11 protein-coding genes are annotated in these 14,722 nt (G+C 41.6%); 7 read left to right on the forward strand and 4 right to left on the reverse strand.

Going from position 1 to position 14,722, the window contains the following annotated elements:
• Window positions 1–19: 19 nt before the first annotated feature.
• The 4 genes from hutG to hutH all read right to left on the reverse strand — a co-directional run bounded on the left by hutG (window position 20) and on the right by hutH (window position 5,545).
• Window positions 20–988 (reverse strand): formimidoylglutamase, encoded by a 969-nt coding sequence (gene hutG, locus VOI17_RS12140; protein WP_323757492.1) that lies wholly within the window; start codon window positions 986–988, stop codon window positions 20–22.
• A 4-nt stretch (window positions 989–992) separates the two neighbouring features.
• The gene (hutI, locus tag VOI17_RS12145) at window positions 993–2,234 is read right to left on the reverse strand and encodes an imidazolonepropionase (RefSeq protein ID WP_323757493.1); all 1,242 of its coding nucleotides are present in this window, start codon (window positions 2,232–2,234) and stop codon (window positions 993–995) included.
• 94 nt (window positions 2,235–2,328) lie between these two features.
• Window positions 2,329–3,999: a urocanate hydratase gene (hutU, locus tag VOI17_RS12150; RefSeq protein ID WP_323757494.1), complete on the reverse strand. Its 1,671-nt coding sequence runs from the start codon at window positions 3,997–3,999 to the stop codon at window positions 2,329–2,331.
• Window positions 3,977–5,545, reverse strand: a complete 1,569-nt coding sequence (gene hutH / locus VOI17_RS12155; protein ID WP_323757495.1) for a histidine ammonia-lyase — start codon at window positions 5,543–5,545, stop codon at window positions 3,977–3,979. The genes hutU and hutH overlap by 23 nt, the downstream gene beginning before the upstream one ends.
• Window positions 5,546–5,714: 169 nt before the next feature.
• Here hutH and VOI17_RS12160 point away from each other — a divergent pair, with 169 nt between their 5' ends.
• The 7 genes from VOI17_RS12160 (at window position 5,715) to VOI17_RS12190 (ending at window position 14,714) form a co-directional block, all read left to right on the forward strand.
• Window positions 5,715–6,602: a LysR family transcriptional regulator gene (locus tag VOI17_RS12160; RefSeq protein ID WP_323757496.1), complete on the forward strand. Its 888-nt coding sequence runs from the start codon at window positions 5,715–5,717 to the stop codon at window positions 6,600–6,602.
• Window positions 6,603–6,776: 174 nt separating this feature from the next.
• The gene (locus VOI17_RS12165; RefSeq protein ID WP_323757497.1) at window positions 6,777–8,282 is read left to right on the forward strand and encodes an ankyrin repeat domain-containing protein; all 1,506 of its coding nucleotides are present in this window, start codon (window positions 6,777–6,779) and stop codon (window positions 8,280–8,282) included.
• A 1-nt stretch (window position 8,283) separates the two neighbouring features.
• On the forward strand, window positions 8,284–8,778 hold the full coding sequence (locus VOI17_RS12170) for a DUF2271 domain-containing protein (RefSeq protein ID WP_323757498.1): 495 nt from the start codon (window positions 8,284–8,286) through the stop codon (window positions 8,776–8,778).
• An 18-nt stretch (window positions 8,779–8,796) separates the two neighbouring features.
• A complete protein-coding gene (locus tag VOI17_RS12175; RefSeq protein ID WP_323757499.1) occupies window positions 8,797–10,998 on the forward strand; it encodes a PepSY domain-containing protein in 2,202 nt (733 codons plus the stop codon).
• Window positions 10,999–11,114: 116 nt separating this feature from the next.
• Window positions 11,115–11,855 (forward strand): lysophospholipid acyltransferase family protein, encoded by a 741-nt coding sequence (locus VOI17_RS12180; protein ID WP_323757500.1) that lies wholly within the window; start codon window positions 11,115–11,117, stop codon window positions 11,853–11,855.
• On the forward strand, window positions 11,842–12,129 hold the full coding sequence (gene gatC / locus VOI17_RS12185) for an Asp-tRNA(Asn)/Glu-tRNA(Gln) amidotransferase subunit GatC (protein ID WP_323757501.1): 288 nt from the start codon (window positions 11,842–11,844) through the stop codon (window positions 12,127–12,129). Before VOI17_RS12180 ends, gatC begins: the two co-directional genes overlap by 14 nt.
• 5 nt (window positions 12,130–12,134) lie before the next feature.
• Window positions 12,135–14,714, forward strand: coding sequence for a hypothetical protein (locus VOI17_RS12190; protein WP_323757502.1), 2,580 nt, complete (start codon window positions 12,135–12,137; stop codon window positions 14,712–14,714).
• The last annotated feature ends 8 nt before the right edge of the window (window positions 14,715–14,722 follow it).

A 14,722-nucleotide genomic window follows, 5' to 3' on the forward strand; every position in this document is an offset into this window, starting at 1 on the left:
AATATTTAGGGAAAATAGCTTATCGTGAAACCAGATAATGTACCAACCTGGCAGCCAATCTTGCTGTGGCGTTATCTTGGTCATATTTGGGACTGAGTTCAGCAAAATCTATACTAATCAATTTTTCTGACTCTGTTAATACATCAAGCGTTTTGAGTACAATATCAGGGGCAAATCCCATTGGCGAAGGGGCACTCACTCCGGGCGCATAAGCCGATGAAAAACCATCCAAGTCGATCGTCAAATAAACCTGATCTACCTTTTGAAGAAAGTCATTCAAGCAGTTTTTTACTTCAGCCCAGTGTTCTATTGTATACTCAGTGTTTTCCAAATAAGTAACTCCCAATTCATCTGCAGTATTGAAAAGCGTTTGCGTATTCGCAGACCGCTGAATACCCAAACAACAATATTCAAATGCCTGATTTTTGGCTTTGCAATCTTGTGCGATTTGGAAAAAAGGCGTTCCAGAAGTATTGCCATTTTTATTACTTCTTAGGTCGAAATGTGCATCTAAATTGATAATTCCGATGGTTTGATCTTTCCCCTGCCCATCTAAAAACTTGCGAATTCCAGCATAATGTGCATAAGCAATATCATGGCCTCCACCCAATAAAACAGGGAAAGCACCTTGGGTCAACAATTGACTTACGGCCGTGCTTAAATGACCGTGTGTTGCGTCTAAATCTTCATCTGTACACTCTAAATTTCCAAAATCTAGAATATCCGTTGGGCATTGAAAATGATTTGGAAGAATGGCCAGCATTTTGCGAATGGCATCAGGTCCATCTATCGCTCCAACCCTACCCTGATTCCGCTTTACCCCTTCATCCACAACATAGCCTAAAATGGCCAATTGCTTATAGACAGAAGGTTTTAACTCCTCCAACGAGGATGCCTTCACCATTTCATACCAGTAGTTAGGCCGTCCAAGATTTTCATCTTTTCTTCCTTTCCAAAGCGACAGGTCTGCGGGTTTCAGTGCATTCATAGGTTCAGACTTTTTGACCTCTTTTATATACCATTGCAGGTTTCAGTTTGCCTTGTTGATAAAGGATTTCTTGATAATTATTACAAGGAAAAATAGCCAGATCGGCTAGAGCACCCTCTGCCAAAGTTCCTCGATCCGTCAACTCCAAAGCCGCTGCTGCACGAACCGTAATACCTGCTAATACTTCGGCATTGGAGAGCTTTTCTACCGCACCCAAAACCGCAGCCTGCATGAGTAAGTCTCCCATTGGGGCCGAACCCGGATTCCAATCGCTGGCAATGGCCAAACAAGCACCCGCGTTCAATAATTTACGGGCAGGCGTATAAGCACAACCCAAACCCAAAGTAGCACCAGGAAGTGCGGTGGCAATCGTGTTGCTCTTTGCTAATATTTCAACTTCTTTATCTGTGCTGGCTTCTAAATGGTCAGCACTTACTGCTCCTACTTCCACCGCCAATTGACTTCCTCCAGTTGAAAACTGGTCCGCATGAATGGTGATCGAGAAGCCCATTGCTTTGGCCTTTTCTAAATAGGGTTTTGCTTCTTGGGGCGAAAAAGCACCCGATTCCACAAAGATATCGATGCGATTTGCAAGATTTTCTTGCTTCAGTATCGGAAACAATTTTGAACTGATTAGTTCCAAATATTCTGTTTTCGAACCTTTAAAATCCTTTGGATGCATATGGGCTGCCAAGCAAGTTGCCACTAAATCAACAGCATGTTTTTTATTCACCGCTTGAATGGCGCGCAGCATTTTCAACTCTTCATCTACCGTCAGTCCATAGCCACTTTTGGTTTCAATAGTGGTGACCCCTTCATACAAATGACGACTGGATCTTTCAGCAATTCCGGCCTCCAATTCCTTTTGCGAAGCATTTCGAGTTTGGGTGACAGTGTACCAAATCCCACCGCCCAACTCAGCCATTTCCAAATAGGTTTTTCCTGAATTTCGAAAAGCATAATCACGTGCCCTACTGCCCGAAGAGCAGATGTGGGTATGCGAATCGATAAAGCCCGGCAAGGCCACAAAATCGCCATCGAGCTCCACTACTTCGGCACCAATGATTTTGGCTTCGTTTAAAAGCGTATCGAAATCTCCAGTTTTGGCAATGGTTTCTCCTTGCAGAAGAATCCCCACTTTGCCTTCTAAAAAATTGAGTTGTTCGTCTTTTAAAGCACCATTCAAAGGCAAGCCAGTCATGGGCAAAACCTGCTTAAATGGACCGATTAGTTTGTAGGTGTTCATGTCAAAATTGTATTTGTCTTTTATTAGTTCCTTCCTCCGAAGTCTTGGAGTCAGGATGAAAAGGTTCAACAAACCCTATTTGTTCAGGTCACAGTTAAAGCGTCAAACCAAACTCATCGCTTTTTTCTTGAGCGAGGTCGTAGCCTGCATCTGCATGACGAATAACGCCCATTGCGGGATCAATATGAAGTACGCGCTCCAAACATTTCTCTGCACGCTCGGTGCCATCGGCCAAAACTACCATACCTGCATGTTGCGAATAGCCCATTCCAACACCTCCACCATGATGGAAAGAAACCCAAGTAGCACCTCCACTGGTGTTGCCCATCAGGTTCAACAATGTCCAATCCGACACTGCATCACTACCATCTAACATGCCTTCGGTTTCACGGTTAGGCGAAGCCACAGAGCCACAATCCAAGTGATCGCGACCAATAACGATTGGCGCTTTTACTTTTCCTGTTCTTACCAATTCATTGAAAATAAGCCCTGCTTTTTTACGCTCGCCCAAGCCCAACCAACAGATTCTACATGGCAAACCTTGGAAGGCTACTCGTTCTCTAGCTTGCTTCAACCAATTGATCAAATGATGATTTTCAGGGAAAGCTTCCATCAAAGCCTGATCCGTAGTATAAATATCTTCTGGGTCGCCAGAAAGTGCAGCCCAACGGAAAGGGCCTTTTCCTTCACAGAACAAAGGACGAATATAAGCTGGGACAAAACCCGGGAAATCGAAGGCATTGGCCTCTCCACCCTGACGAGCAAATTCACGCAAATTATTTCCATAATCGAAGGTAATGGAACCTCGTTTTTGCATTTCTAGCATAAAACCAACGTGCCTGGCCATACTCTTCAGTGACTTGGTTTTGTAGGCTTTAGAATCTTCGGCTCTCAATTTATCCGCTTCTTCCAAAGTATAGCCATTAGGGATATAACCGTTGATTGGGTCGTGGGCAGAAGTTTGATCCGTAAGGATTTCAGGAATCACATTATCAGCTAAAAGTTTTTCGAGCACATCACCAATATCGCCTACCAAACCGATGGAAATCGCTTCTCCCTTTTCCTTGGCATCCAAAGCCCAATCTCTGGCTTCTTCATAGGAATCAGTCATTTTATCGATGTAGCGCGTGTCCAAACGTTTTTTAATTCGAACAGGGTCCTTGTCAACCCCCAAGAAAGTAGCTCCAGCCAAAGTAGCGGCCAAAGGCTGAGCGCCCCCCATTCCACCTAAACCACCAGTCACCACCAGTTTATGTTTCAAGTCACCTTGAAAATGCTTGATGCCACAGGCAACAAAAGTTTCATACGTTCCTTGAAGAATTCCTTGGCTCCCGATGTAAATCCAGCTACCAGCCGTCATTTGACCATACATCATCAAGCCGCGTTCTTTCAATTCATTGAAATGCTCCCAATTCGCCCATTCTGGCACCAAATTGCTGTTCGCGATCAATACACGCGGTGCTTGAGGGTGGGTTGGAATAATACCAACCGCCTTGCCCGATTGCACCAAAAGACTTTGGTCGTCTTCCAGTTTCAAAAGGCATTCAATAATTTTCTTAAGGGCTTCTGGGTTTCTTGCAGCTTGCCCATTTCCTCCATATACCACCAATTTTGAAGGGTCTTCAGCGACATCGGCATCAAGGTTATTTAAAAGCATGCGTAATGGCGCTTCGGTTTGCCATGATTTGGCATGAAGCTGATTGCCCGTTGGCGCTTTATAATGAGGGTGATTGGCGTATTGCTCAATAAACTTCGAATAATTCATGATGGTTGGTTTTGAGTGTACTGTAATTCTCTTCTTGGTGAACGACCGAAAGTATTACACCTTCCTTCACCATTTTAATTGCTTTTTCTATGTCCAAGGCGAAAACCCTATCTACTGTGGCATGAGTAACTTGTTTTCTCACCAAGTCATGCATTTCGCCAATGATTTTACTCGATTTTAAGGGACGATGAAAGTCAAGTGCCTGTGCGGCACATAGCAGCTCGATGCCTAATATTTTCTCTACATTCCCGATGACTTGATACGCCTTTCTTCCCCCAATAGACCCCATGCTTACGTGGTCTTCTTGGCCTAATGAAGTTGGAATGCTATCGGCACTGGCTGGAAAACACAATCCTTTGTTCTCACTTGCTAAGGCCGCTGTAGTATACTGCGGAATCATAAAGCCTGAATTAATTCCAGTTTCCTTCATTAGTAATTTGGGCACATTTTCTACTGTTCCTTCAAGGGAAAGATAAATTCTTCGGTCGGAAATATTACCAATTTCCGAAGCAGCCAAGCAGGCGTAATCCAAAGCCATGGCCAAAGGTTGACCGTGAAAATTCCCACCACTAATGGTCAATTCTACATCGAAAATCACGGGATTGTCGGTAACTGAATTGAGTTCAATTTCAACTAGCTCTTTTAAATGTACCCACGCATTTCGCGAAGCCCCATGCACCTGCGGAATACAGCGCAAAGAATAGGGATCTTGTACCCTTGTGCAATTGGCATGTGAACCCATCACTTCAGAACCATTGAGCAAAGCCGTCATTCTTGCCGCCACATGTTGATTCCCTTTAAAGGGACGTAATTCGTGTAACTCCGGTCTGAAAGGTTTCGAAGACCCTAGCAGTGCCTCTACCATCATAGCGCCAATCAAATCGGCATGATCGAGACAGTTATGCAGCCTATCTACCACTTTCACCGCATAGGCCAAAATAAATTGCGTGCCATTAATCAGTGCCAAACCTTCTTTCGGGCCCAATTCTAATGGTGCTAAACCGTGCTTTTGCAATACACTAAGTGTATCATACTTTTTTCCGTTCTCCATAACTTCCCCCAAACCAATTAAGGGAAGGAAGAGGTGAGACAATGGAGCCAAATCTCCAGAAGCTCCTACAGAACCTTGGCTAGGCACTACAGGAATAATATCATTATCAATATGCCATTTGATGCGATCCAAGGTCGTTTCGGCAATACCAGAATAACCTTGCGATAAGGAATTCATTTTCAGAATCAACATCAATTTCGAGATGTCATCAGGAACTGAGTCACCCACTCCAACACTGTGACTTTTTAGGATGTTTTCCTGCAAAATTTTCGTTTTCTCTTCGGAAATAAGGGTAGTGCACAGTGGGCCAAAACCCGTGTTAATTCCATATACCGCCTTCCCTTGGGCTACAATTTCTTCAACTGTTTGCTGGCTCTTCACCACCTTGGCTCGAGTTGCTGCACTCAAGTCTCCTATCATTTCTCCAGCACAGATGGCAAGGGCTTTGCCCACGGTTAAGTGCCCTTGACCGTATAAAAATATATGTCTTTCCATGAATGCTCTTTTAAACAAAAAAACCCGCTAAGGAATCTACATAGCTAGTAGTTTAGAGCGATGTAAAATAGGAGATCCTTAGGGGCGTATTAGAAACCTGTTTTCTAATACGAAAGTAAGTCTTAGCTTTAATAATTATAAATACCATTTTTATCAATAGTTAATAACCATGAGTTATCAATTAGAATTTCGACACCTCAAGTATTTTATGGCGGTAGCCGAAGAACTTAACTACAGAAAAGCGGCAGAAAAGCTATACATCTCACAACCCGGTTTGAGCAGGCAGATCAGCCAAATGGAAGAAGTTTTGGGGGTGAAGTTATTTGAACGTACCAAACGAAAAGTAAGCTTAACCACCGCTGGAGAACATTTAATGCACGAAACTCTTTTTCTAAACAACCATTTAGCACGAGTTAAAAAGGATTTAAAGAGAATTGATTCAGGCGAACAGGGTGAAATCAAAATTGGTTTTATTGGTTCTGCCATGCAGAATGTAGTGCCCGACTTAATGGTGAAAATGAATGCCCAGTTGCCCGAAGTAAAGGTGAATTTGGAGGAAATGTCGAATAAGGCTCAGGTTGAAAAACTAGAGAAGGGTGAGCTTGATTTCGGTTTTGTACGGCTCTCCAGGGTGCCTGAAGAGTTTCACATGCATCCCGTTTTAGAAGATACTTTTTCTATCGTGTTGCCCAAAAACCACCCCATGAATGCAAAGCAATTCAAGAACATTGCGCAATTGGCAGACGAGCATTTCATTCTATTTTCCAGCGAATACAGTCCACTCTATTACGACATGATCATGAGTATTTGCGAAGATCAGGGTTTTACTCCCACGGTATCGCATAAATCGGTACATGCCCAAACCATTTTTAAACTGGTAGAACGTGGGCTTGGCGTGGCGATTATCCCAAGCGCCCTGCAGTATGGTTTTGATTTAGACGTAAAGTTTATTGAGTTGAAGAACATTCCTCAACGGACAACACTCTCTGTAATTTGGAAAAAAGAAAACCGCAATCCCGCCATGTGGAAAGCGAAAGACTTATGGTTTGGGGAGTGATTCTCTATAGTTTAACCTCCCCAATCACTAGTACTAGTGAAATTCTAATTATGCTGCATTTCCCCCTTGGTTCATAAAGTCTGGACTCTATATTTGCATTCTATTTGTAATAAGTCTAAATAAGAACAAGGAGGAGAAAGCCCGCTTTCTTCCACTACAACATATAATAGCCCCATGAGAATCCTCAATAAAATAAAAACCTTAGTCTTGGCCATGCTGTTGATGGCAAGCTTAAACTTTGCCGCTGCACAAGGCGACAATCCCTTTATTCAATCGAAATACTGGGCGGCCAAACCAAGTATAGAAACCATAAAAGCCGATATGGCCAAAGGTCACTCCGTACTTGAAGCCAATAGTGGTGGTTTTGATGCCACTACTTACGCCATACTGAACTCAAATCCGCTTTCAACCGTGCAGTTTTTGGTGGAGCAAGGAAATTCGGTCAACAAGAGAACACACGATTCAAGAACTTACATTTTCTGGGCAGCTTCTCGTGCGAATATTGAGGTAATGGAATACCTCATGTCGCAAGGAGCAAAAACAGACCTTCGTGATTCACATGGTTACACTGTGGCACAATTTGCAGCTGCGGGCGGTCAGCAGTCACCAGAAATCTATGATTTCTTTGAAGCCAATGGTGTGGATCTCAAAAACCAGAAAACAGCTGAAGGTAAGAACATCCTTCACATACTTATTCCTCGCCTCACTAACTACGGCATGTTGGATTATTTCCAATTGAGAGGTTTCGATTTGAATGACCTTGATGAAAATGGAAACGGACTATTCAACTATGCCGCTCGCAGTGGAAACATCGAGCTATTAGAAGAACTGGTTCAACGTGGAGTAAAATACGGTGAGAATAAAGTGACTGGCGAAAACGCAATCTTGATGGCGAGCAGTAACCGTGAAAATACTGTGGAGTACTTCAAATACCTTGAAGGTTTAGGCTTAAACCCAGCAGTAAAAACCAATGAAGGTATTTCGGCTTTACATAGGATTTCGGCTTCTAACAGCAGCCTAGCCGTCTACAATTACTTCTTAAGCAAAGGATTGAATGTGAATGATACGGATTCAAACGGGAATACTCCTTTGATCAATGCAGCAGGTAGAAACAATTTAGAAATGGTTTCTTTCCTAGCGGAGAAAACCAAAAACGTTAACCACACAAATAAAGAAGGACAATCAGCACTGACGATGGCGGTAATGCGCAACAATGCTGAAGTAGTAGATTACCTTATTTCTAAAGGTGCTGATGTGAAGGTAACCGATGAGAAAGGCAACAGCTTAGGCCAATACTTGATCGGTGCATACAGCAAAAACAACAGTGCTGACTTCGACAAAAAATTGAAATCACTTCGAGCAAAAGGACTTGACCTTAATAAAAAGCAAGGCGATAAAAGCACCCTTTTCCATTTAGCGATTGACAAAAGCGACTTGGATTTACTAAAAAAGGTACATGCCATGAAAATCGATGTCAACGCCAAAAACAATGAAGGAGCAACCGTTCTACACCTTGCCGCCATGAAAGCTGCAGACGATGAAATTTTGAAATACCTGATCTCGATTGGAGCGGATAAAAACAGCACGACTGAGTTTGAAGAAACGGCTTACGACTTGGCTCAAGAGAACGAAAAGCTAAACAACAGCCAAGTGGATTTAGGATTCTTAAAAGCGAAGTAAGATGTTGAATATACAGCAATTCGGAACGAAGATATTATTGATTGCAGGATCAGTTTTGGCCATGGCTTTCACCTCTGACATTGGAAGCGTGAAATACAAATGCTTGGTGCAAATGATTAATTATACTGGTGAAGACGCCTATGTAGCTATTTCATTAATGAACCCAGAAGGCGAGTACGAGCGCACTCTATACGTGCAAGGCGATGACAATGAATGGTATAGCGACATTAAAAACTGGTGGGCTTTTTCTCAAGAAAAAAACGAAAAACTAGACGGGATTACTGGCGCTAGCATTGGCAACGGAGAACGACAGGTTTTAGCTTTCGAAATTGACGAGACAAAAATTGATGCAGGCTATAAAATCAGATTTGAGTCAGCTGTGGAGAATCAAGACTACCATGTAACCGATGCAGAATTGAGTCTAAACGCAGAAAGCGTAAACAGTAAAATCGAGGGAAAAGGATACATCCGTTACGTTCGTATCATTCCAAATTAAGATCCATCACAAGCCTTTATGACCATTTCTTTTTGGAGATATAGCCACCTAGTTCTGGCTATATCTTCATCTTTATTTCTTCTTATCGCTTCCCTTACCGGGGTAATTTTGGCCTTCGAACCCATTATCGAAAAGGCGCAACCTTACCAACCCAGTGGGGCTTCTGAGCTTACTATTGCCGAGTTACTCAGTAATATGGAAGGGAAATACGAGGAAGTGCTCAGAATTTCGTCAGACAAAAACGGTTTTATTACGGCTTCTGTAATTGGCGAAAGTGGAAGCGAGAATTTCTATATCGACCCATTTACTGGAGAAAAAATAGGTGAGCTAAAAGAAAAGGCCGCCATTTTCAATTTCGCTATCAGCCTCCACCGTTCTCTTTTTCTAGGCACCACTGGTAGGTTCTTTATAGGACTAGCTTCCTTCTTACTTTTCCTTATGGCTACCTCAGGTCTGGCCCTAATATTAAGACGCCAAGGCGGAATTAAACACTTCTTTAACAAACTGGTAAAAACCAGTTTTCTTCACGATTACCATACGATTTTAGGTAGGCTGACCCTTATTCCATTAGTCGTCATTTCACTTTCTGGCACTTACTTATCGCTGCTTAGGTTTTCTATCATTCCTGAAGAGAACATAAGTCATGCAGTAGATTATGATACCATTGAAGCCAGCCCAAAAATCAACACAGCAGACTTTGAGGCATTCAATCAAAACACTTTAGAAAATTTCAGATCAATAGAATTTCCGTTCAGTGATGATGTAGAAGATTACTTCCTCTTAAAGTTGCAAAAAAAGGAAGTCCTCATAAATCAGTTTACGGGTGAAGCGTTAAGCGAACAGCCCTACCCTTTTATAGCCTTGTTTTCTGAATTGGCCATGATGTTGCACACTGGCCAAGGAACAATTGTTTGGTCAATCATTTTAGGATTGGCCAGTTTAGCCATACCCTTCTTTATCTATTCAGGCTTTGCCATTACCTTAAAAAGGAAAGCTGCCAGAATTAAAAACCCCTATTCAAAAGATCAGTGTAAGTATATAATTCTTGTAGGTTCCGAAGGAGGAACCACACGGAAGTATGCCAAGATACTGCACGACCAACTGCTGGCTGCCAAGCAAACTTCCTACCTCATCGACATGAACAAACTGAGTCATTTTAAGAAAATGGAGCATTTGGTGGTGATTACGGCTACTTATGGCCAGGGCGAAGCGCCAAGCAATGCGGCTCAATTCAAGAAGCTTTTCATTAAAGAATTTAGGCCCAAAAACGACTTCAGTTTTTCAGTAGTGGGTTTTGGTTCATTGGCCTACCCAGAGTTTTGCAAGTTCGCTTTTGATACTTATGACCTATTGAGGAAACATCCTTTAAGCACTCAATTGCTCGAAGTGCATACCGTCAACAATCAGTCCTTTGAAGCTTTTAGTGAATGGGTAAATCCTTGGGCGAAAAAGGTCGGCTTGACCATTGAATTACCTAAAGTGGACAACCTAATTACTCGAAAAAAGACACAGAAATTCACGGTAGTCAACCGTGCCGTTTCCTCCAATGTAGAAGACAATACTGCACTCATTGAGTTAAAACCTGAAGGGGCTCATAAATTTGAATCGGGAGATTTATTGGCCATTTACCCTGAAAACAGCACTCGCGAGCGTTTGTATTCACTGGGGAAATCGAAGGATGGTAATCTCCTGCTCAGTGTAAAAAAACACGAACTAGGTTTATGCTCTACGCTTTTGCACGAACTAAAAATAGGCGATTCACTCGATGGTTTTCTGCTTCAAAACAAAACCTTTCACTTCCCTAAAAAGGCAAAGCGCACCATCATGATCAGTAATGGAACAGGCATTGCACCTTTCTTGGGCATGATTAACCGCAACGGTAAAGCACACGAAATTCATCTGTATTGGGGCGGTAGAACAGGCAACTCATTCGACATTTACAAAGAAACGATAGAAGGGGCCTTGGCCAATGATCAATTGGCGGCATTCAAACCTGCTTACTCCCGATGTTGCGATAAAATTTATGTGCAAAGCCTCATAGAAAAAGATGCCCCGTTTATTGCTCAAACGCTGAATGACCATGGTTCAATTATGATTTGTGGCTCCATCACCATGCAAAAAGGAGTGACCCAAGCGCTCGATCAAATCTGCCAAAAGTATAACAACCAAAGCCTAAGTTTTTACCAAAACCGTAAGCAGATTAAGCTGGATTGCTATTAAACAAGCCTCTCTTTCTATAGTGGGTTAAGCACTCTCCAAAACACCTTTTCCCCAATCTTAATAGTATTTCGCTGAGCCAGAACTCATTTTGTTTTATCTTCGCAGCCTTAAGCACAATGAAAACACTCACTAAAATTTATTCTATCTACGGCCTCGTTATTTTTGCGTTGGTTTTCATTATTCTCTTACCCTTTTTTCTGCTGGCCATTTTTGTAAAACCACTGGAAAAAACTGCTGGTTTTCTCAACCATGTTTGGGCCAGACTGCTCTTCTTTTTTCTTTTTTTAAACCGTTCAAAAATTATTTACGAGGAAAAGCTAAGTCGAAAACAACGCTATATTTTCTGTGCCAATCATTTCTCCTTTTTGGACATTCCTACCATGGGGCTCATTAACCATAACTTTAAGTTTATTGGCAAAAGCTCGCTGCGTAAAATTCCACTTTGGGGCTATATGTATGGTAAACTCCATATTTTGGTAGACCGCGACAGCTTAAGAGACCGACATGCCAGTTGGGTAAAATGTAAGGAAGCCGTTGAAAATGGTTATAGCATTGCCTTTTTTCCCGAAGGTGGTATTTTAAGTAAAAATCCACCCGAATTGGCCCGCTTTAAAGAGGGTAGTTTTAAAATAGCCGTGGAAGAACAAATCCCAATAGTGCCAGTAACAATTCACAACAATCATCTACTTTTACCTGATAAAAAACCTTTAACCATGCACAGAGGCACTATTTCGCTTAAAGTGCACAAACCCATTTGGCCTAAGGGTACCGATGATGTGGCGATGCAAGATTTAATGGCTAAAGTACGTTCGGTAATAGAAGAAGAATTGAAACTGACACACCATGCAGGTAGATAAAAAAACATTGTATCAAGTGGCTCATTTGGCCCGGCTCAACATTAAGCCTGAAGAAGAAGCTCAGCTTTTGAATGACATGAGCGAAATACTAACATGGGTGGGAAAATTGGATGAGCTGAACACAGAAGGCGTTGAGCCGCTGACCCACATGACGGAAGAAGTGAATGTTTTCAGAAAAGACAAAGCGGAAATTAGCATTACACAGGAACAGGCGTTAAACAATGCCGCGATGAAGGATACTCAGTTTTTCAAAGTGCCCAAAGTGTTAAAATAACACCAGTGGAAAATCAAAACAACCATCCTCTTTTTAAATATTTTAGCCATTTCAGTTGGTTTACAGTTGCCATTGCAGGGCTTCTGCTTCTATCTACATTTTTTATAGGAGATGAATTTGTTTTGCCATGGATCACTGACACGGACTACGTTAAATCACCCCTGTTTTTAGAATACTTCTCCATCAATGGTAAGCCAATGGGCTTTGAACTTGATCAGATTGTAATTTGGCAACAGTTTAAAACCGGGCGTTATCTGTTCTTAGAATGGCCAGAATATATGCTGTTCGCAGTTACACTCATTGGTTTTGTGGTCATTACGGTTACCATCACCTACCTGGAGCGCTACTGGTATTTAATTTGTGCGGGCATCATGGTGTTTGTCTCCATTAACTTTGGTTTAGACGAACTGGCCATAAACGATCAATATTTCGGATATGTATTCATTGGCAGCTTTCTATTCTTGAGTTATTATTTTCAGAGCATTAAACCCAATATCAGTTTTAAAGTAAGGTTAACAGCATCTTTTATCCTATTTGGTGCTTTCACTTTGGCTGTGTTGTTTTTGTCACCTATTGCCCACCCTGCATTTGTATGGCTTTCTTATGGCCTACTCGCTCCGCTTATTTTGGCCGTATTGTTCATTTTCTTTGTGGCTGGCGACAATTTCTTTTACCTCTTCAGGATTGCTACACAAAATGCACCATCGGGTAAAAATGCCTTGACCCACTTTCTAGTGATTGGTGCAATTTACATACTGGTGCTCGCCTTGCTGTTTTTTAATCTTACTGGACAGATTTCATTGGACATCATCCTGATTAATCCTTACACCATCTTATTAGTGTCCGTTGTTTCAGGCTATTATGTTTTGAAAACCAAACTGGCTGTGGTTGAATCTCAGATTCCTTTTACATTAATTAAGAATCTTCTTTACCCTGCTCTTGCAGCCATTACTTTAATGGTAATAGCTTATGCTGAAATCACCGCAAACGATTCACTAACCACGGCCATCCAAATGGTGATTATAGCACCTCATTTAGCCTTTGCTGTACTGTATTATGCGTATTGTTTCATGAACTTTACACCGGATTTACTGGCCAATAAACCCGTTTGGAAATTCTTTTTCAGAGGAGAAAGGGCACCCTTGTTAACTGCCAGACTTGCTGTAATATTTTCACTCATTGGTATATTGTTCTTTTTAGAATACCGACCTTATTACCAGATAAAAGCTGGGCAATACAATGCATTGGGTGCATTGTCTGAAAAAATTGGAAACGATCTTTTGGCTGAGCAATATTATAAGCAATCGCTATTCTATGACTACTATGGTGTTCGGGCTAATTATGGCTTGGCCATGATTGAAAAAGCAAATGGAAACCCTGCTCAAGCTACCAAAATGTTTAAAGAATCCATTTTTAGGAGTGAAAACCATAAACCAGCATTGGCCCTTGCTCAATATTACTCCGATCAAGATCAACTCTTTAATAAACTCCTTTCCTTAAAAGAAATAGAAAATGGATTGGAAGACCAAAGGGTGATGAACAATTTGGCCATCGCTCATTATGAATTTGCTCATTTAGATACTGCTTTATTATTGCTTGACAAGGCTTATCAAAACGAATCAACTCCTGTCATTGCCAGCAACTTGCTGGCTTTAGGCTTATCGCTAAAAGAAAGTCTCGACATTGATTCAATACTACAAAGCACTGCCAAATATGGAGATCTTCATGCCCTTACTAACCGACAAGCATTTGCTAATGCCGTAAACATTCAGCCGGAATTAAAGCTAAAAATTGCTGCAGACTCTTTCTTATTACTTGATGAACTTTACTATTTGTACAATGCTGCACTCAATTCAAAAACAAGCAAAAAAGCACTTATAGAGGTTTTTGACTTATATATTGCCTACCCTAGAAATGTAGCCATTAAAGATTATTTAATGTTAGGAAAGGCAATTCAGCTCTACAATTCTGGAGAAGTAAATGATACATTTAATCTGTTAGACGAACTCATTGCTTCATATGGCCAAAACACAGGACTTTACAGCTACATGAAAGCCATTTGGGCTTATCAACAAGGGGCGTATGAACTCAGCTTTGTGTTTCTAGGTGAAGCGCAATCCTATAACTTCGACCGAAACATCATTGCTACTACCTATTCAGACTTTCTTGCTAAAACCATCGACCAACCCTCCACTGGGCTTCAGCAGAAATTAAAGAAATTCGAAAATCAGCAAGACGACTTATCTGAAGAAGAAAAAAAGGAATTCCTATTCGACTTGGCTAGTGAAAACGCTTTTGATGAGACAGGAACCCTTAAGGCAATAGAATCGCTCAGGGCGAAGGATACCTTACCTGAAAAAATATACGAATTACTTCAGCAAGCGATAACTGTAAACAATAGGAGTGTGCTTTTGTATGAAGCCTACATTTATCAGACATTAGATGTGGGACTTTCGTTTTTTGGGAACTCTGCCTTAGAAACACTATCAACTTTTGCCAGCAAAGACGAATTTGAGCGCATCAAAAGGGAGTTCGAGCAAAAAGAAAAACTTATTCAACAAAGGGCTCTTAGCCAGAACGACTGAATTGACTC

The sequence above is a fragment of the Roseivirga sp. genome, assembly GCF_034669765.1.
Taxonomy (GTDB): Bacteria; Bacteroidota; Bacteroidia; order Cytophagales; family Cyclobacteriaceae; genus Roseivirga.